Genomic DNA, 18,357 nt, shown 5'->3' on the forward strand with positions numbered 1-18,357 from the left:
AAATGGAGTCCAGAGCCGGCGGAGGCCGGTCGCGACGAGACAAAGGGACTGTGCTCGATGAGTTTCCACTCGATCTATGCCCACGGATTTGCGCGCGTGGCGGCCTGCGTCACCACCTCTCATGTGGCTGATCCCACGGCCAACGCAGCTGCGGTTCTGGCGGCGGCGAAGGACTGCCACGCGCAGTCGGTGGCGGTTGCCGTGTTCCCCGAGCTCTGCCTGTCCGGCTATGCAATCGAAGATCTCGTGAAGCAGGATCCGCTGCTCGATGCGGTCGAGCGCGGGCTTGTGGCCATCGTCGAGGCATCCTCGTCCCTGATGACCGTCCTGATCGTTGGCGCGCCGCTGCGCTTTGGCAATCGGATCTACAATTGCGCGGTCGTCATCCATCGCGGCAAGATCCTCGGCGTGGTGCCCAAGAGCTACCTGCCGACCTATCGCGAATTCTACGAGGGGCGGCATTTCGCCTCCGGCGCCGGCATCGTCGGAGAGATGGTCGCCTTTGGCGGGCTGCATGCCCCGTTCGGCGTCGACCTCCTGTTCGCAGCCGAGGACGTTCCGGGCCTGACCATCGGCGTCGAGATCTGCGAGGACATGTGGATCCCGGTAACGCCGGCCTCCGAGCTCGCGCTTGCGGGCGCGAGCGTGCTGATCAATCTCTCGGGCAGCCCGATCACGATCGGCCGCGCCCGCTCGCGCGCGCTCTTGTGCCAATCGACGTCGGCCCGCTGCCTCGCGGCTTACGTCTATTCCGCGGCCGGGGCAGGAGAATCGACCACGGATTTGGCCTGGGACGGCCAGACCTCGATCTACGAGAACGGCGTGCTGCTGGCCGAGGGCGAGCGGTTCCGCCAGGGCGGCCAGATCACGCTGGCCGACGTCGATCTCGACCTGCTCAGGCAGGAACGCGCGCTGATGGGTACGTTCGACGACAATCGCCGGCAGCGCGAAGCCTTCTTCCGAAAAGTCGGCTTCGCCCTGAAGGCGCCGGCCGCCGATATCGGCTTCCTGCGCAAGGTCGAGCGCTTTCCGTTCGTGCCGAGCGACGAGAGCCTGCTCGAGCAGGACTGCTATGAGGCCTACAACGTTCAGGTCGCGGGCCTCGTCCAGCGCATGCGTGCGACCGGTACCAAGCGCGTCGTTATCGGCGTCTCGGGCGGACTCGATTCCACCCATGCTTTGATCGTCGCCGCTAAGGCCGTCGACCTTCTTGGCCTGCCGCGAGAGAACATTCTCGCCTACACCATGCCGGGCTTTGCCACCGGCAGCGACAGCAAGACCAATGCGCTGGCGCTGATGAAGGCGTTGCAGACGAGTTGGCAGGAGCTCGACATTCGCACCACGGCGACGCAGATGTTGAAGGACATCGGCCATCCCTTCGGCAAGGGCGAGAAGGTCTATGACGTCACATTCGAGAATGTGCAGGCGGGTCTGCGCACGGACTATCTGTTCCGGCTCGCCAACCATCATGGCGGCCTCGTGATTGGCACCGGCGATCTCTCCGAACTCGCGCTGGGCTGGTGCACCTATGGCGTCGGCGATCAGATGGCGCACTATAACGTCAACGCCGGGGTGCCGAAGACGCTGATCCAGCATCTGATCCGCTGGGTGATTGCCTCCAAGCAGTTCACCGACGACGTCAACCAAACGCTTGGATCGATCCTGTCGGCCGAAATCTCGCCGGAGCTGGTTCCGGCTGAGCCCGGCGAGAAGCCGCAGAGCACGGAAGCTTCGGTCGGCCCCTACGAGCTCCAGGATTTCAACCTGTTCTACACGCTGCGGTTCGGCATGCGGCCGTCCAAGATCGCCTTTATGGCGCTGCAGGCCTGGAAAGACGTTGCCCAGGGCGAGTGGCCGCCGGCATTTCCGACCGACAAGCGCAAGGCCTACGATCTCAAGGAAATACGCCGCTGGCTGGAGGTGTTCTTGCGCCGCTTCTTCGCTTTCAGCCAGTTCAAGCGCTCGGCGATGCCGAACGGACCCAAGGTTTCGGCCGGCGGCTCGTTGTCGCCGCGCGGCGACTGGCGTGCGCCGTCGGATTCGAGCGCTGCGGCGTGGCTTGAAGATCTCGAGCGGAATGTGCCGGTTTGAACGGGAGATGAGCGATGTCGGCCGGCGATGGGCTCGAGCAGGGCGGCAACCCACAGAAGGTCCTCAACGGCCTCTACATCTTTGAGATCGAGATGCGCGACGGCAAGCGCGGCCAGGCCAAAGGCGTCGTCGTGCTCTGCGATGGCCGCATCATGGGCGGCGACAGCTATTTCTACTACACCGGCAGCTACACCTTCCGGAACGGGAAATGGCGTGGCGACATGACCGTCAATCAGCACACCGAGGCCGTCGGCAAGCCGCTCGCGTTCGGCGGCAGGGAAGTGACCTGCGGCTTTTCCGGCGACTATTCCGCCGACGGCGCCGAAGTCGAAGGCATGGCGCTGGTTGGCAAGACCAGCGTGACATTCACGGCGCGGCTCACGCTGAAGGACCCGATGTGAGACCCGCGTGATCAGCCCTCGTTCCTGATCAGGAACCTTCGCACCCACAGAACGTTCGCGTCTGTTGTTGCGAATTTTCCAGGAGAGGGACCATGCGCAAGCACTTGATGTTATCGACCGCGGCTATCGGACTGATGCTTGCTTCCGGCTTCGCCTACGCCCAGGCGCCCGGTGAGCGAAGGGACGAGCCGAGACGGACCGAGGAGCCGGCGAAAGGTGCCGGGCCGCAACGCGGCGGCGCCCAAGAACGGGTTCAAGAGCGCGCGCAGGGCGCCCAGGAGCGATTGCAGGGTGCGGGCCGCGAGGAGAAGGGCGGCGCTGCCAAGCAGGACGCGAGTGACGACAAGCGCCAGCCGGCCAGTTCTGCCGAGCGCAACCAGCCGAAGTCGAAGGATCAGGCCCAGGAATCTCGTGAGCCTTCGCGCGATCGCAACCGTGAGGCGGAGAGCCCGAAACCGGGACGCGACGGCAAGAACAGCGCCGAGACGAAGCAGGACAAGTCCGCGCCGCAGAAATCAACGGCCGAGTCCGAGAAGTCCAAGTCCGGCACGTCTGGCCAGCAGAACGAGCGCACGGGAGCTGCGGCCAACCAGAACGAGCGCAACCAGACCCAGCCGCCGCGCAACGCGGCCGAGCAGCAGCAGCCGCCGCAACAGAACAACCGACCGGCCACAGCGACCGACACGAACCGGACGGCCCCGACCAACAATGCGCAGACCGCGCCTGCCACTTCAGGCACGCAGACCAATCAAGCCAATCAGACGCCCCAGACCAACACGCAGGCCAATCAGCAGACTCAGGTGACGTCCGAGAAGCAGGTGCGGATCTCCGAAACGGTGAGCCGCGCACGCCTGGCGGAGCCGGAGCGTAATCTGAACATCTCGATCCGGGTCGGTGAAACCATTCCCTCGCGCGTGCGCCTCCACAGGCTTCCGCCCGAGATCGTCGCGATCGAGCCCGAGTATCGGGACTACGAATATTTTTCGACGGGCGACGACGTCGTCATTGTGGAGCCGCGGACGCATCGCATCGTCAGCCAGGTGCCCCGCGACCCCTCACGAGCCCGCGCCCAGATGAGCGGCGGCACCTCATCGAGCATGGCGGCCGCCGGGGGCAGCAATGTGAACTGCCAGATCATGCGGCGTGACGCCTCGGGTAATGTGGCCCAGGCAGAACCCTCGACCGTGGGCTCGACCGCGCGAACGGACTCCCTGAGCGTGACTGTCCAGATGCCCGGCGGCGGCTCATCCGCGCCGATCGCCCTCGGCGCTCCCGCGGGCAACATCGTGGTCGCGACGCAAGGGCAGGGCGACTGCACGGTGACGATCGAGCCGCAGACACGCTAGCGCCGTGTCGGCATAACGACGCCAAAACGACTTCGCGCCGCACGGCTGATCAAGCCGGCGGCGCGAAATCACGTTCAAACTAGAAAGTCCCGAGGTCCGGAGTGCCTAGGAGTCCGGACCTCGTAACCTTGCCCCAGCCTTTGATCCCCCGCCCCATGTGGTCCCCAACCCCGTGGTGCGCGATCAGAGGGTGATGCCCTTGGAAGGCCGCCGATCGATGTCCCGCGATGTACGCGACATCGGAATAGGATTCCATTCCGGATCACTACGGATTTCATCGCGCTTGAATTTTCGCGGTGCATGCGCCTGCACGCGCGGTTGCCTGAAACCAATGCAAGCGCGCGAGCGCATGTGGCCCTGATCATGCCGGCACCGGCGACCACCATCGTCGTGACCACGCTGCCGGTCTCCGTGATCGGCGACTGGCTCGATCCCGAACTGCAATAATTCCGTCATGGCCGGGCTTGTCCCGGCCATCCACGACCTTTCCGCATCAAGAACGTGGATGCCCGGGACAAGCCCGGGCATGACGGCTGAGACCGCCGGTGCCCACGCGCCGGGAGCAGGGGAGCCCTGTCCGGCCCAAGTTCCCGTTGCGCGCGTTCCCCCCGTGCGCTATCCGGCCGGAAAGGCCTGAGGCGGCTTCGAAAATTTGCCCCGCCCTGCCAGCCAAACCGAGGACGGAAACCGCCATGCCAGCCTATCGCTCCCGCACCACCACCCACGGCCGCAACATGGCGGGCGCCCGCGGCCTCTGGCGCGCGACGGGCATGAAGGACGGCGATTTCGGCAAGCCGATCATCGCGGTCGTCAACTCCTTCACCCAGTTCGTGCCCGGCCACGTCCATCTCAAGGACCTCGGCCAGCTCGTCGCCCGCGAGATCGAGCAGGCCGGCGGCGTGGCGAAAGAGTTCAACACCATCGCGGTCGACGACGGCATCGCCATGGGCCATGACGGCATGCTCTACAGCCTGCCGTCGCGCGAGCTGATCGCCGACAGCGTCGAGTACATGGTCAATGCCCATTGCGCCGACGGCATGGTCTGCATCTCCAACTGCGACAAGATCACCCCCGGCATGCTGATGGCGGCGCTGCGGCTCAACATCCCTGCCGTGTTCGTCTCGGGCGGACCGATGGAGGCAGGCAAGGTCACCCTGCAGGGCAAGACCAAGGCGGTCGACCTGATCGATGCCATGGTCGCAGCCGCCGATTCCAAGGTCAGCGACGAGGACGTCAAGGTGATCGAGCGCTCGGCGTGCCCGACCTGCGGCTCGTGCTCGGGCATGTTCACGGCCAATTCGATGAACTGCCTCACGGAAGCCCTTGGCCTTGCGCTCCCCGGCAACGGCACGGTGGTCGCAACCCACGCCGATCGCAAACGCCTGTTCGTCGAGGCCGGCCACACCATCGTCGATATCGTGCGCCGCCACTACGAGCAGGACGACGCTAGCGTGCTGCCGCGCAATGTCGCGAACTTCAAGGCGTTCGAGAACGCGATGACGCTGGACATCGCGATGGGCGGCTCGACCAACACGGTGCTGCATCTGCTCGCGGCCGCCCATGAAGGCGAGGTCGAGTTCACCATGCGCGACATCGACCGGCTATCGCGCCGCGTGCCTGTCCTTTGCAAGGTCGCGCCGTCGGTCGCCGACGTGCATGTCGAGGACGTGCATCGCGCCGGCGGCATCATGGGCATCCTGGGCGAGCTCGACCGCGCCGGCCTGATCGACACGTCGGTCTCGACCGTGCACGCGCCGAACATGGGCGACGCGCTGGAGCGCTGGGACATCAAGCGCTCCAGGAGCGAGTCTGTCCGCACCTTCTTCCGGGCGTCGCCCGGCGGCATCCCGACCCAGGTCGCCTTCAGCCAGGAGCGCCGCTACGACGAGCTCGATACCGACCGCGAGAAGGGCGTGGTCCGCAACCTCGAGCACGCCTTCAGCAAGGACGGCGGCCTCGCCGTGCTCTACGGCAATCTCGCGCAGGACGGCTGCATTGTGAAGACCGCCGGCGTCGACGCCTCGATCCTGATATTCTCAGGCCCCGCCCGCGTATTCGAAAGCCAGGACGCCGCCGTGGAAGGCATTCTGGGCGGCAAGGTCGTTGCCGGCGAGGTCGTGGTGATCATCTATGAAGGCCCGCGCGGCGGTCCCGGCATGCAGGAGATGCTGTATCCGACCAGCTATCTGAAATCGATGGGCCTCGGCAAAGCCTGCGCGCTCGTCACCGACGGACGCTTCTCGGGCGGCTCGTCGGGCCTGTCGATCGGCCATCTGTCGCCGGAAGCGGCCGAAGGCGGCAACATCGGTCTGGTCAGGACCGGCGATCGCATCGCCATCGACATCCCGAACCGCAGCATCACGCTGGAGGTCTCCGACGAGGAGCTCGCCAGGCGCCGCGCCGCGGAAGAGGCGAAGGGCGATGCCGCATGGCAGGCGATCGGCCGCAAGCGCAACGTCTCGACCGCGCTTCAGGCCTACGCCGCGCTCACCACCAGCGCCGCGCGCGGCGCGGTGCGCGAGGTGAAGCGGCGCTCGAAGTAAGTGCGTCACGTGCGGGTGTGATCGCAAGCATCACGCATCGCGCATGGTCAACAAGTTCTGAACGGCCGGCGCAAGCCGGCCGTTTGCATTAAGGATGCCCCGATGAACTTCGGCAGCTCAGAATTTTGCGGCGTATACTGCCATCGATCTTCGCAAATCCGTTTCGGGCAATTGGGGCACCACAATAATGTCTCGCACTCTCGCTGTCGTTTTCTCAACAGTCGTCGCTGCGATTTCAATGACCGGCGCGGCTTCCGCCGGCTGCTACAATTGCTACACGCCGCCGCCGTGCACGACCTGCTACCAGCAGCAATACGTGCAGCCGCAATACCGCACCGTCGACGAGACCGTGATGGTGTCGCCCGGCTCCGTCGTGGCGCACCGCGCACCGGCGCAGTACCGCACCGTGATGGTGCCGCAGACCGTGATGGTGGCGCCGCCGAGCGTCCAGTACGAGCGCATCCCGCCGCAATACGCCACGCGCCAGCGCGTCGAGATGGTCCAGCCGGGCTATTCCTATTACGCCCCGGTGCAGATGAACTGTGCCTCCTGCGGGAACTGAGCCAAGCTAGCTTACGAAGAATTCAAGCGGCGCTCCCAACGGGGGCGCCGCTTTTCTTTGCAGCCAGCAAACGAGGCCCGGAAACGGAGGCGACTCCAAACCGGGCCTCGCAACCGGCGACGCCCTGGGAGATGTCGCCAGTGTCCGGGATCGCCGAGAGGGCATAGGGTAAGGGAACAGGCTGACGCTCGCCTGACAGATCCGATGCCGGGGAAGGGGCGGGCGCCAACTTCGCGTTGCCATGCGCCGTCGACTGCGTTAAGCGACAGCAATTCCGAACTTGGAAGGGTGGCCGAGTGGTTTAAGGCACCGGTCTTGAAAACCGGCGTGCCCGCAAGGGTACCGTGGGTTCGAATCCCACCCCTTCCGCCACCTCCTAGTCCAATAGTGCCCAATCCGTCTTTCTGTTTCGAAGAAGCGCTTGATCTAAAACGGTTGGGTTCGTTGCTTGGGCTTGGTGGCAGCGCGGGCTCCAGCAGCGTGCCCACGTGGTCTGGTGCCGCTCTCGGCGCCGGAGCGGGCGGCCTCTCCATTCCCATGTTCGCAAGCGGCACCAGTTCGGCCCCGGGTGTACTCGCCATGGTGGGCGAGAAAGGTCCCGAACTGGTCAACCTTCCGCGCGGCGCGCAGGTTTTCAAGCCGTCAAGCGCGGAGAATGCTGGAGGATCAGAGCGGCCCTGCTGTGGTCATGCAGGACGGTGTGCTGGGAGTAGCTGCCGAACTTGTGGACTGGCCGCTCCGCCGCTACGATTTGCGGCATGGGACAGACCAAAAAGCTGATCGATTGCCACGACTGTGACCACCCGGTTTCACCGAGTGCGTCGGCCTGTCCAAATTGCGGCTCGAAGGTGCCGTTCGGTCCTCCCGTTCTTCACCGCAAAAGGCCCCCGGTCTATAACATCGAGGCGCGCAACGACCGCAACATGGTCGTCTTTGCCGTGACGCTGGGAGGCTTAGGCGCAGCTTACGGATTTGCGACAAGCGCAGGGCCGCTTAGCGCTGCGCTGCTGGTCACATCGTACGGCATGCTGGGTGTGTTGGTAGGCGTCCCGCTTGCGGCGTTGTTCAACGTCACGCGCCGGCTGTGGCGGTAGCGACCTCCGGAATCTGGGAAGTCTACGTACCAGCCCAGCGTCGCTCCCGGCGCTCTCATCCGCAATGAGCATGGGCCTAGTAAGGAAGCGGTGCCATTTCCACACCCGAGTGACAATCCGGGCCACCCCGAATTCCGGTAGTCTTACGGAATCCTTTTTCGGAACACGGTGTTCTACTGTGAGAACACCGGCGAGATTTAAGTACCAGTTTCTAATTTGCCCGGGATGGCCGCAGTGGGGGCTGGAACCACCCTGCGGCCTTTCGCTTTAGCGAAACCCATTTCTAAGTTGAGCCGTACCGTCTCGGAGGCGAAGTCGGCGGAGAATTCGTGAGCATTCAAATCATTATAGCCGCCATGTTGGAGCGCGAGCTAGCGGCGCGCGGCGTGCAATCGTTGGGACCTTCCGATTGCATAGAGATCGTCGAGAACCTGCTTGAGCGCTTGAAAGATCTGGATCGGGAGTTAGCTGCGCGAGGCGCAACGCGGCGGTAGGCTGATGGAGAGACGGCCCCGGGTTGGAGGGGCCGGGGACTGGTTAGACCGAGGCCGCTACGCGGGAGCTTTGGCATTCTCTTGTTCACGATGCAGGTCCGCAGGAGTCGCAGTCGATCGCGGATCGACATTTGCGATTGCGGTCTGGCAGGCGAGCAATCCGGTCATCGGGACGCGTCGCGCCGTGAGCACGATGAGCTTTAGATCGTCTTCCGGTGTCCAATGGTCAGTGCGTATTTGTCCGCTCCAGGCTCAAGATGCTGAGGCCAGTCAATTGCCGTGCAGAACAAGCCGCGTCGCTCGATTTCCCGTGCAAGAGCTTCCGCGCGCAGCCTCGCTGGCAATCCGACAAAACGCGCGCCGGCTAGCCTATCTGCTTGCACCTCTTGGCGAATGAACTCGTGCATCCGCAGAATGAAGTGGTCAGAGAGGCCTTCGAATTCGCTCATGCCAGCCAATCGCGTCAGTCAAAGATATAGGCAACCAGAAAGGTGGATGGCTGCCAAGCGATGAACCCAATCGCCTCCAGCGAAACAGCTGTGGCCAGGAGGGCTACAGCGCTGAAGGTGAGGTGAATGACGAGATCAAAAAAGTTGTGGGGCTCGTCTGCATCTGCAGTTTGAAATGCGGTTCTATTGGACATTCGAATATTCCTCTATTCGAGGTCATATCGAGTTCGACGCTCTCAGCCAAACGTTCGCTGGGGTTAACCTGACCGCTAAACCTTAACAGCGGGTCCAGTCCCTATGTGTCGCGGCACAAAACCGATCGACGGCCTTGATCAGTGCGTCCTTCAATCCACCACTCTGCTGCGGCTAACCTCAACAAGCGCAGGGATCAAAGCCGGCTGGCTGCAAGCTCGAAATACTGTGAACACGACGCCGCCGCCAAAGCCAAGGCGCTCACGCAACCCCGTTCGGCTTGTGGTGGTCTGCTCCCGACAGTGATTTGTCAGTTGCGGTGGAAATCGAGCGAGTGCGCGATTGTAGTGAAGCCTCGTCTCTGCATTCTATGGTCAGTGCCGCGAGGTCGTGCACCGCACGTAGAAGGAGTGAGGTCCGTTCGAAAAAAGTCGAAGATCAATACAGTTGACAAGAGACCCCTTCCGCCGGTCTATCCGACCGGGTTCTATCCGTCGGGTTTACCCGGACAGGTGATCGGTGAATCAGACATCCAATCCAGCTGCACTCGACAAGCTGAAGCTCCGCATTCAGGCGTTGCGTTCCAAGACCATCGCCAATGGCTGCACTGAGGACGAGGCGCTGTCTGCGGCCGCCAAGGTCGCCGAACTGCTGGATCGCCACGATTTGTCGCTGTCCGACGTCGAACTGCGGGCGTCGCCGTGCGAGCGGAAGGTCTACGAGACTTTTCGCAAGAAGCGAATTCCCCTGGACGACTGCATCGGGGCGATCGCTCGTTTCTGCGATTGTCGGGTCTGGCGCGAGAAGAACACGGCCGGCGAGAGCAGCTATGTGTTCTTCGGCCTCGGCGCGGACATCGAGGTCGCGCATTATCTGGCCGAATTGATCGACGGCGCCGTCCGCGCCGAGCTCGGCCGCTTCAAGACCTCGGTCGACTACAGCAGGTTCCGGCACCAGGAGCGGCATCTGGCCAATGCCTCCTTCGCGCTCGGGATGGTGGGGTCCATCGCGGACAGGCTGGTGGCGATCAAGGCCAGTCGCGATCAGATCAACGAAAGCACCGGCCGCGGGCTGGTGGTTCTCAAGACGTCGGTGGTCGATGCGGAGTTCGACAAGCTCGACCTGAAGATGCGGACCCAGCGCAGCAGCAGCCGGATGGTGTCGATGACGGCCTATGAAGCCGGCGGCGCCGCCGGCGCGTCGCTGGCCATCAATCCCGGGCTTGCAGGGTCGCAGTCAAGGACCGCTCCCAAAGGGAGCTGAGCGCGTCGGGGGAGGGCGTGCAGCGTCACCGTCATTGCAGTTCAGTCGATCGACTTCTCGAGCTTCTGGGCTGCCCGGAAGTCGTCCATGTGCTGCAGGTTGGGCCCATACGCAGCCTCCTTGGTCAGCAGGTGGTAGATCCGGGCCACGACGGTTTGCAGATGTTTCATTCGTCCGCGCGGCATCGCCCGGGCCTTGCAAAGGGCTCGGACCGCGTGCGCTCGGAAATAATCAAAAGCGTCTGACATCGCGGACTCAACGTCCCGCGAAACGATTGGTTCTTGGATTGGTCCTCGTTCGCGCGCCCCAAAGCGCCTCCAGGAACGCTGTCGAATGGGAGAACTTAGCTCGTCACGAAGCTATGGGATGGGCGAGGTATGTTCTTCTTTTTCTCGAACCGGCTGGGATGTCTCGGCTCGCTGCTGGTCTCCGGGTTGATCACTCTCGCGCTGCTTGTTCTGTTCGGGATCGTTCGGTTCTAACCGCCCGCGGGTTCAGGAACCTGGCCCTCGCTGACCCGTTGTTGGCACTCTCGTCCAGCCATGGAGGGCGCCCTTGGAAAGTACGATCATCGGAGAATTCGACACGCGCCGCGGCGCCGAGCTTGCGGTTGAGCATGTCGTGCAGGAATGCGGCGTGCCGCGAAGCGACGTCTTCGTCCAGCCCGTCGGTGGCGCGAACACGTCGGGGACACGCCCGGCCGGTCCTGACGCCAAGGCCGCGCCTGCGCCGGAGGGACACCAGAAGCTGGAAGGCCGGATCGAGGTCTCCGTGGATTTTCACGGCGATGCGCCTGAGAAGATCGCGGACGCCTTGAAAGGCGCAGGTGCGAAGACTGTCCGAACCAAGTAGCGGCAATGGGCGACTGTGGCGCCGGAATCCGCGCACGCTGCAACGGCCACTCTGGTTCTGAGTCGGGGAACCCCTTGCGCGGTCAGTGCGTTTCAACGCGAACGCAGATTGCGAGGTCTCCCTGCTTCAGAGCTCATCGACCCTGATCCCCGGCGACACCGTCTGGCGGCGGTGCGAGGCGCGGCGTGTGGCGGTTCTGAACGATGCTGCCGCTTATTTCGCGGCCCTGCGGCAGACCCTGCTGCAGGCGCAGGACCTCGTCTATATCGTCGGGTGGGATATCCATAGTGAGACCAGGCTGGTCGGCGAGTCCGAGCGAGCGGATGATGGCTTGCCGGAGCAACTCGGCCCATTCTTGCGCGCGCTGGTCCACCGCCGTCCCACCTTGCACATCAACATTCTCGTCTGGGACTTCGTCTCGTTCTACGCCTCCGAGAGGGAATGGAATTCCGCGGCCAAATTTACCGCCGACACAGATGGCCGCGTCCGGTTTCACCTGGATGCCACGCTTCCCTTTGGGTCGGCCCAACACCAGAAGATCGTCTGTGTCGATGGTTCACTGGCGTTCGTCGGCGGGCTCGATCTGACGATCAGGCGTTGGGACACCAGTGATCATCGCGCCGATCACGCATCGCGCTGTGATCCCCAGGGCAAGCCATACCTGCCGTTTCATGATGTTCAATGCGTGGTCGATGGGGATGCGGCGGCGCAGTTGTTCGACCTCGTGGAGCAACGCTGGCGCGCGGCGGGCCAACAAATTGATGATCGGCGCCCGCTGAAAAGCTTGCGCTGGCCGGCGATTGTGCCGGTCGAGGCTGAACATATTCCGGTGGGTATCGCCAGGACCGAGGTGGTTTGTCCGGCAGGTTCGACGCTCCGGGAGGTCGAACGCTCGCTGATTGCAGCGATGCGGTCCGCGACGAAATTCGTGTACATCGAGAACCAGTTCACCAGCGCCACCAAGATCGCGCGCGAATTGGCGGAGCAGATGCTGCGCGTGCCTTCGCTTCGGGTTCTGATCGTCACCCCAAAACTGCACTCCTCATGGCTGGAATCCCAAGCGATGCAGAACGGCCGGGGCGCTTTCATCGATTGCTTCAGTTCGGCCGGCGTCGCCGATCGCATCCGCTTCGTCTACCCGGTCTCGGGGAACGGGGATACGGAAGCGGCCGTGATGGTGCACAGCAAGCTCATGATCGTCGACGATCGGATCTTGAGGATCGGTTCGGCCAATTTGAACAATCGATCGATGGGTGCCGATAGCGAATGTGACCTGATCTTCGAAGCCGCATCAGACGAGCATCGGGAGTTCATCGCCTCGGTCCGCCGTCGCCTGATCGCCCATTTCTGCGGTCTCGATGAACAGACCGTCGCGCAAAACGAAGATCGTCTTTTTGCGCTCCTGGACGACGTCGCAAGCGGGACGAAGGCGCTGCGGGACGTTGAATCCTCGGTCCTGACCAGCGCTCTGGCCACGATGGTTCAGCCGGTGGCGGACCCTGAGGCGCCTCTTCATCTGGAGCGGGCGGCATCGCGGATGTGGAGCACGAAGACGATCATCGGGATGGTCTCGATCGCCGTGGCGCTTTTTGGACTGGCGATGGCCTGGTCCTACACGTCGTTGAGCGATTTCGCCGACGCGGGCCGGATGTCGACGCTTCTGTCTGCCTATTCGCAGTCCGTTTGGGGTCCGCCATTCGCGATTGCAGCTTTCGTCGTCGGCGGGTTGGTCGTGTTTCCGGTTCTCGTGCTCATTGCGGCGACTGCTGCCGCACTGGGACCATGGCTAGGCTTCGTCACCGCCATGACGGGGGTCGTGCTCAGCGCCTTTATCCTGTTTGCGATCGGACGGGCACTCGGGCGCGAACGCCTCCAGCGTTTGCTCGGACGACGTACCGCGCGCATCCAGGAACGTGTTGTCGGCAAGGGGATTCTGGCTGTCGTCGTCATCCGGATGATCCCGATCGCGCCGTTCTCAGTGGTGAATGTCGTGGCTGGCGCGAGCACGCTGCCTCTGCGTGACTTCCTGGTCGGAACGCTGCTCGGCATGACGCCCGGCATTCTCGCCATGGCAGTTTTGGGGGCTCAGATCGCTGATCTCGCCAGGAACGCGTCCTGGGTCAACATGTTGCTGCTCGCACTGGCGTTCCTGGGCTGGCTCGCGATCTGCGCCGGCGCGCAATTCGTCGCGACGTGGCTCGCCGGGAGGCGCTGATGCGCTTCATGACGTGGAATGTGCATGGCACCTTCAATCTCAATCCGAAGTTCGATCTGGAAGGGATCTGTTCCATCATTCGCAAATGGGCTCCCGATGTCGTCGCGCTTCAGGAGGTGGATTCGCGATCGCGATCGGACGATCCGTTTGCGAAGCTGGCGAGCGTCGTCGGCGATCACGGTGTTCACGCCAAGTCGATCGTCACGGCCGATGGCGACTACGGCCAGACGCTCCTGAGCCGCTTTCCATTCTCCGGCCCGCCCGAGATCGTCGACGTGTCGTATCGTGAGCGGGAGCCGCGCCGAGCGATCGCCGCGGGACTGCTGACACCGGTTGGCGATGTTCGCGTGGTGGCCACGCATCTCGGCCTGAGCATCCACGAGCGCCACGCGCAGGCTCAGGCGCTGGTGAGCCTGGTGAAACCTGGAAGGACCGTCGTCCTCGGGGATTTCAACGACTGGTTCTGGATCAAATCGGTGCGGCGCGTGCTCGCGCAGGTCTGCCCAAACCGTACGCGGCTGCGAACTTTCCCGTCGCATTTGCCCCTGCTGCGGCTTGACCGGATCTATGCGACGTCCGACAGCCCGATCGGGAAGGTTTGGACCGACGAAGGCGCGAGGGCCTATTCAGACCATTTGCCTGTTATTGCAGACATCGAGATCCCTGCGGGGTCAAACGCATCGAAAGTGCGATAAAAAAAGTGCTGTCTGCAGAAGGACTTGGCTACTGTGCATGGGGTTGTTTTCGCACATTATGCAGTCGGCCCGCAGTGCCGCTCAGCGGGACCACGAGGAACTCTTTCCTCACCTCAGCATTATCTGGCCATGACGGAAGACATTTCCTACCGGCGCAAGCCCTTGACTCCTGAGCAGCGGCAGGCGCGCGATGCGACACGCCGTGTCGAAGCCGAAAAAGCCATGCGCGATCATGAAGCTGCGCAGAAGGCGTTTTATGCGAACAAGGAACGGCTAAGGGCCGAACGGTTGGCACGTGAACAGACGGAGGCGAAGGGCTGACCGTACGCGGTCGCCCCGTCAAGGATGTCCTTGCCCGCGAGCGCCGGTCTCAGTGCCGGTGAGGGATGCGGGTCACGCTCAACGCCTGCTTCAGCGCCTGAACGGCACTTGCGAAAGGTCTGCGAGGCGATTGCGCCTCGATCGCTTCGGCTGCGACGCGACAATCGTCAGCGACCTTGAGCAACCCGCCTCGCGCGAGGTCCATGGTGGAGAGGGCTGCCTGCTCCAGGCAGACCCGTTCAAGCCGTCGAAACTCCCGCAGTTCTTTGTTCATGCGTCAGCTCTCGATGTCCCCGGCCATGCGGCGCTGAGTCTGCTTAATGAACAGTAAACATCTCTGCCTAGCCGGGTTGGCTGGCGTAGAGCTGGTGGGTGCCTTGGGCACGCCCAGCGGGCTTGACGGCGTTTGGCTTCCGCCGGAAGCTTCCAACGACCCTGATTTGAACCACGGAGACGTTCGCTTCCAGCCAGTCCGATCCCGATCAGCGAAAAACGAAATGGAGCTGACCATGACCACGTTCGACAAGCGCGAGCAGGGCTTTGAGGCCAAATTCGTCCACGACGAGGAGCTCATGTTCAAGGCCACGGCCCGGTCCAACAAGCTGCTCGGGCTCTGGGCCGCAACCCAGCTCGGCCTCAGCGGCGATGCCGCGGCCGGCTATGCGACGGCGTTGGTGACGGACCATCTGGAGAACCACTCGATGGACGAGATCCTCGACAAGGTGGCAGGCGATCTTGCCGCCAAAGGCGTCGCGCGCGAACAGGTCGCAGCCAGGCTTCAGGAATGCATGCACCAGGCGTTGCAGCAACTCGAAGCGGACAAGTGAAAGCAGGCCGGCCCTCGACGGCTGGGATCGGGAGGCGGGTGGTGTCTTGCGGAATATCTTGCGGAGTATCTTGGAGCAGCTTCCGCAAATGGGCCGGCGCGATCGCACTCGCTGCTACGATCCTGGTCGGCTGCTGCGGCGCTGAGGTATCGGCCACGCCGCTGACGCCATTTCGCTACGAGGCGCAGGCGCAGCGTCACTGCCCGCACGACCGGGTTGTCTGGCTCGATTTCAGCAAAGGTGTCTATTACGGCAAAGGCCAGAAGCGGTACGGCCAGGGTTTTGACGGCAGCTTCGTCTGCCTGAGCGAAGCCCGTGACAGTCTCTATCGGCGTTCGCTGCTTGGACTGCGGTAAGCGTATTGTTCGGGAAGTGCTGGGTGCTCAGGCGAAGGCCAATGCCACGAGGCTGGAGCACAGCAGGACCAGACCACCGGCGGTCAATGCCAGGAAGCCATCGGATACGAGGTCATGGTTGCGCATGGGACACCTGCCGCTCTCGTCTGCGATGCTCGATCGGATCGATTAAAAATGTCCGAACGCGCCGTCTTGAAAGGGTGATGCTTGCCGTCCGCGCGAGTGCCTCAGGCCCTCGTGCGGTAACCTTCAAACGCATGGGCCAGGAAGATCCCCGCGCTTACCAAACCCATCAGTGCCGAAACCGTCTCGATCATCGTCTCATTCCATTCCGCCCTGCACGCGAGAAAACGCGGGCGGCCTTGCACAGTCAAAAGAATTCCAGTGAGCGGCGCGACAATGGGGTGGAGTGAGGATTTGGCGCAACAGAATGTCCAGGCGTGGCACAGAGCAGGGCACCGGCGCCCCGTAGTTCAACGGGGCGAGCGCATACGCCCTGTTTACCATCCCGGCGTGAACGCCGTGCGCTCCCCATTTCCGCCGTGTTCGGGTTGCGTTATCGTTACCACTTCCGACGCGGTGGTGGGCCGCCTCGGAGCAAAGGACCGGACAGCGCTACCCGTAGCCAAAGCGGGTTAGGTACGCCTCCGGCAAAGTGGTATTTGGGGCGAATGGGGATCCGACGGTCAGATTCGGTTTTGCGGGCCGCGCGCGCTGCTGCGATGGCCGCGACCTGCCTTGCGCTCGCCAATTGCGCCTCCTCCAACAAATTCGCCAGCCGGGTCGATCCGAAATACGGCGTGTCCTCGAGCCCCCGGGTCGTGGCTTTGGGCGATCCGGTCCCGAAGGGCGGCGGCGCCTATCGCGTCGGCAAGCCCTATGTGGTGGGTGGCCGGACCTATGTGCCCGAAGAGGACGTCAACTACCGCGCCGAGGGCATGGCGTCCTGGTACGGCGACGATTTCCATGGCCGCCTGACCGCCAATGGCGAAGTGTTCGACATGGGCTCGCTGACCGCGGCGCATCCGACCCTGCCGATGCCGTCCTATGCGCGGGTGACCAACGTCTCGAACGGCAAGTCGCTGATCGTCCGCGTCAATGACCGCGGGCCCTATCACGGCAACCGGCTCATCGACGTCTCGAACAAGGCCGCCGAACTGCTTGAATTCAAAGGCAATGGGATCGCCAAGGTCCGTGTCGAGTATGTTGGCCGGGCGCCGCTGGAAGGCTCCGACGACCGCCAGCTGATGGCCACCTTGCGCACCGGGACCCCGGCGCCATCGCCGTCGATGGTCCGGGTCGCCTCCGCGAGACCCTTCGTGCCGGAGCTGCCATCGTCGAACCGCGGCGCCATGCGCGGCGAAGTTCCGACGCCGGAGGGACGGCCCTACAATCTCGGCAACACCTCCGCCGACATGGCTTCACTCAGTGCGACCTCGGAAATGTCGGCCTCGAGCCGCAACCGGGGTCGGGCGCTCCAGAACGCGCGCGCCGTGTCCTATGACGGGGACGGCCGCTATGCGACCGAGAGCGCTCCGTCCGGCGCCTACGCCTCGGACGGCGCTGCCGAGGCCCGCGGCATCCTGAGCGGCCGCGGCCTCTACTGAGCCGCGCTTTCCTTCAGGAAACTCATCAGCGCCGCATTCACCTCGTCGGGCCGCTCCTGCTGGACCCAATGGCCGGCGCCCTCGATGATCAGCTTTCGCTTCAGATTGGGCAGCACGCGCTCGAGTTCGTTGACGCGCTTGGCTCCGATCAGGCCGGTGATGACGGCGTCGTTCGAACCGGCAATGAAGAGCGACGGCTGATGGATTTGCGCGTCCTGCCAGGGCGCCGTCAGCTCCCAATTGCGATCGAGGTTGCGATACCAGTTCAGCCCGCCGCGGAAGCCGGACTTGCGGAAGGTTTCGGTGAAATAGGCAAGGTCAGTCTCGGTGAGCCAGGCCGGCAGAGGCTCCTCCGGGTTGCCGTGGCCGAGGAATCCCTTGCCCTCCAGCACGAACATGGCTGCGGAGGGATCGGCAAGGCCGCGCCCGCCGAGCACGATGCGCATGGTGCGCGCGACGTCGCGCTCGAACTCGGCTTCGGCAACGCCGGGCGCCTGGAAGTACTGCCAATAGAAATTGGTGATGCCGCCGTGGCGCAGGAGTTCGAGCGGCTTGCCGCGGCCGCGGAACGGCGGTGGCACGCTCAGGCCGGCGACCGCCGTGAAGATGTCGGGCCGGAACAGCGCCGCGTGCCAAGCCACCGGTGCACCCCAGTCGTGGCCGACCACCATGGCCTTGGTCTCGCCAAGCGCCTGCACGAGGCCGACGATATCGCCGACCGTGTCGAAGATCGAATAGGCCGTCGCCTCGGGCGGCGCTGAGCTCTGGCCATAGCCGCGCATGTCGGGGGCGACGACGCGAAACCCGGCCTGCGCCAGCGCCGGGATCTGGTGGCGCCAGGAGTAGGAGAGTTCCGGCCAGCCGTGGCACAGCACCACCAGCGGCCCCTGACCGGCTTCGCGGATGAACAGGTCGATCCCGTTGGCCTTGATCACGCGGGTGGATGACATCGCTTTTCCGCCTTGTTTCAGGGGTTTGGTCAGAAAATCTGAGGTGCCACGATAGGGGCGGGACGAGAATCGTGCAATCTCGGGACAAGCGGCCACCCC

At 63.7% G+C, this 18,357-nt stretch carries 20 protein-coding genes, 1 tRNA gene and 1 pseudogene; 17 read left to right on the plus strand and 5 right to left on the minus strand.

The features are described 5' to 3' along the window. The first annotated feature begins 57 nt into the window (after window positions 1–57). The 9 genes and pseudogenes from IVB54_RS19995 to IVB54_RS20035 all read left to right on the plus strand — a co-directional run bounded on the left by IVB54_RS19995 (window position 58) and on the right by IVB54_RS20035 (window position 8,531). Entirely contained in the window at window positions 58–2,091 is a 2,034-nt protein-coding gene (locus IVB54_RS19995; RefSeq protein WP_018457892.1) for an NAD(+) synthase, read from the plus strand. A gap of 14 nt (window positions 2,092–2,105) precedes the next feature. Next, a complete protein-coding gene (locus tag IVB54_RS20000; RefSeq protein WP_018457891.1) occupies window positions 2,106–2,492 on the plus strand; it encodes a GrlR family regulatory protein in 387 nt (128 codons plus the stop codon). 92 nt (window positions 2,493–2,584) lie between these two features. After that, the gene (locus IVB54_RS20005) at window positions 2,585–3,838 is read left to right on the plus strand and encodes a DUF1236 domain-containing protein (RefSeq protein WP_247777484.1); all 1,254 of its coding nucleotides are present in this window, start codon (window positions 2,585–2,587) and stop codon (window positions 3,836–3,838) included. 360 nt (window positions 3,839–4,198) lie between these two features. After that, window positions 4,199–4,285, plus strand: a pseudogene (locus IVB54_RS20010) (ABC transporter permease); the annotation flags it as partial. A gap of 245 nt (window positions 4,286–4,530) precedes the next feature. After that, a complete protein-coding gene (gene ilvD, locus IVB54_RS20015) occupies window positions 4,531–6,381 on the plus strand; it encodes a dihydroxy-acid dehydratase (protein WP_018457888.1) in 1,851 nt (616 codons plus the stop codon). Window positions 6,382–6,619: 238 nt separating this feature from the next. Next, window positions 6,620–6,943 carry a hypothetical protein gene (locus tag IVB54_RS20020; protein WP_018457887.1) on the plus strand — a complete coding sequence of 108 codons (324 nt, stop codon included), beginning with the start codon at window positions 6,620–6,622 and terminating at the stop codon, window positions 6,941–6,943. A 282-nt stretch (window positions 6,944–7,225) separates the two neighbouring features. Continuing rightward, a tRNA-Ser gene (locus IVB54_RS20025) sits at window positions 7,226–7,315 on the plus strand. Between the two features lie 386 nt (window positions 7,316–7,701). After that, window positions 7,702–8,037, plus strand: coding sequence for a hypothetical protein (locus IVB54_RS20030; RefSeq protein ID WP_018457874.1), 336 nt, complete (start codon window positions 7,702–7,704; stop codon window positions 8,035–8,037). Between the two features lie 329 nt (window positions 8,038–8,366). Further along, on the plus strand, window positions 8,367–8,531 hold the full coding sequence (locus IVB54_RS20035) for a hypothetical protein (RefSeq protein ID WP_018457873.1): 165 nt from the start codon (window positions 8,367–8,369) through the stop codon (window positions 8,529–8,531). Window positions 8,532–8,731: 200 nt separating this feature from the next. Here the strand turns inward: IVB54_RS20035 and IVB54_RS20040 are convergent, their stop codons facing one another. Continuing rightward, the gene (locus IVB54_RS20040; RefSeq protein WP_018457872.1) at window positions 8,732–8,980 is read right to left on the minus strand and encodes a hypothetical protein; all 249 of its coding nucleotides are present in this window, start codon (window positions 8,978–8,980) and stop codon (window positions 8,732–8,734) included. Between the two features lie 14 nt (window positions 8,981–8,994). Next, complete coding sequence (locus IVB54_RS20045) at window positions 8,995–9,174, minus strand: hypothetical protein (RefSeq protein ID WP_018457871.1); 180 nt, start codon at window positions 9,172–9,174, stop codon at window positions 8,995–8,997. Between the two features lie 517 nt (window positions 9,175–9,691). On the opposite strand from IVB54_RS20045, the gene IVB54_RS20050 reads away from it, so the two are divergent. Next, the gene (locus IVB54_RS20050; protein WP_018457870.1) at window positions 9,692–10,435 is read left to right on the plus strand and encodes a DUF2786 domain-containing protein; all 744 of its coding nucleotides are present in this window, start codon (window positions 9,692–9,694) and stop codon (window positions 10,433–10,435) included. A gap of 41 nt (window positions 10,436–10,476) precedes the next feature. Here the strand turns inward: IVB54_RS20050 and IVB54_RS41655 are convergent, their stop codons facing one another. Beyond that, window positions 10,477–10,683 carry a hypothetical protein gene (locus IVB54_RS41655; protein ID WP_007591053.1) on the minus strand — a complete coding sequence of 69 codons (207 nt, stop codon included), beginning with the start codon at window positions 10,681–10,683 and terminating at the stop codon, window positions 10,477–10,479. Window positions 10,684–10,990: 307 nt separating this feature from the next. On the opposite strand from IVB54_RS41655, the gene IVB54_RS20055 reads away from it, so the two are divergent. The 4 genes from IVB54_RS20055 to IVB54_RS20070 all read left to right on the plus strand — a co-directional run bounded on the left by IVB54_RS20055 (window position 10,991) and on the right by IVB54_RS20070 (window position 14,518). Next, complete coding sequence (locus IVB54_RS20055) at window positions 10,991–11,287, plus strand: hypothetical protein (protein ID WP_018457868.1); 297 nt, start codon at window positions 10,991–10,993, stop codon at window positions 11,285–11,287. Between the two features lie 187 nt (window positions 11,288–11,474). Next, entirely contained in the window at window positions 11,475–13,502 is a 2,028-nt protein-coding gene (locus IVB54_RS20060) for a VTT domain-containing protein (protein WP_247777485.1), read from the plus strand. After that, window positions 13,502–14,197 carry an endonuclease/exonuclease/phosphatase family protein gene (locus IVB54_RS20065; RefSeq protein ID WP_039800285.1) on the plus strand — a complete coding sequence of 232 codons (696 nt, stop codon included), beginning with the start codon at window positions 13,502–13,504 and terminating at the stop codon, window positions 14,195–14,197. The genes IVB54_RS20060 and IVB54_RS20065 overlap by 1 nt, the downstream gene beginning before the upstream one ends. A 129-nt stretch (window positions 14,198–14,326) precedes the next feature. Beyond that, a complete protein-coding gene (locus IVB54_RS20070) occupies window positions 14,327–14,518 on the plus strand; it encodes a hypothetical protein (RefSeq protein ID WP_018457865.1) in 192 nt (63 codons plus the stop codon). 49 nt (window positions 14,519–14,567) lie between these two features. Here IVB54_RS20070 and IVB54_RS20075 read toward each other — a convergent pair whose 3' ends face one another. Next, window positions 14,568–14,792 carry a hypothetical protein gene (locus tag IVB54_RS20075; RefSeq protein ID WP_018457864.1) on the minus strand — a complete coding sequence of 75 codons (225 nt, stop codon included), beginning with the start codon at window positions 14,790–14,792 and terminating at the stop codon, window positions 14,568–14,570. A 235-nt stretch (window positions 14,793–15,027) separates the two neighbouring features. Between IVB54_RS20075 and IVB54_RS20080 the strand changes: the two genes are divergently transcribed. The 3 genes from IVB54_RS20080 to IVB54_RS20090 all read left to right on the plus strand — a co-directional run bounded on the left by IVB54_RS20080 (window position 15,028) and on the right by IVB54_RS20090 (window position 17,308). Further along, a complete protein-coding gene (locus IVB54_RS20080) occupies window positions 15,028–15,345 on the plus strand; it encodes a DUF1476 domain-containing protein (protein ID WP_162847233.1) in 318 nt (105 codons plus the stop codon). Window positions 15,346–15,386: 41 nt separating this feature from the next. Further along, complete coding sequence (locus IVB54_RS20085) at window positions 15,387–15,701, plus strand: hypothetical protein (RefSeq protein WP_085349855.1); 315 nt, start codon at window positions 15,387–15,389, stop codon at window positions 15,699–15,701. 671 nt (window positions 15,702–16,372) lie between these two features. Beyond that, entirely contained in the window at window positions 16,373–17,308 is a 936-nt protein-coding gene (locus IVB54_RS20090) for a septal ring lytic transglycosylase RlpA family protein (RefSeq protein ID WP_083926497.1), read from the plus strand. Here IVB54_RS20090 and IVB54_RS20095 read toward each other — a convergent pair. Then, window positions 17,302–18,258, minus strand: coding sequence for an alpha/beta hydrolase (locus tag IVB54_RS20095; protein WP_085349804.1), 957 nt, complete (start codon window positions 18,256–18,258; stop codon window positions 17,302–17,304). The two genes, IVB54_RS20090 and IVB54_RS20095, sit on opposite strands and share 7 nt — an antisense overlap. Window positions 18,259–18,357: the final 99 nt, after the last annotated feature.

Origin of the sequence: Bradyrhizobium sp. CW1, assembly GCF_023100665.1 — a bacterium.
In the GTDB taxonomy this organism is placed as follows: Bacteria; Pseudomonadota; Alphaproteobacteria; order Rhizobiales; family Xanthobacteraceae; genus Bradyrhizobium; species Bradyrhizobium canariense_D.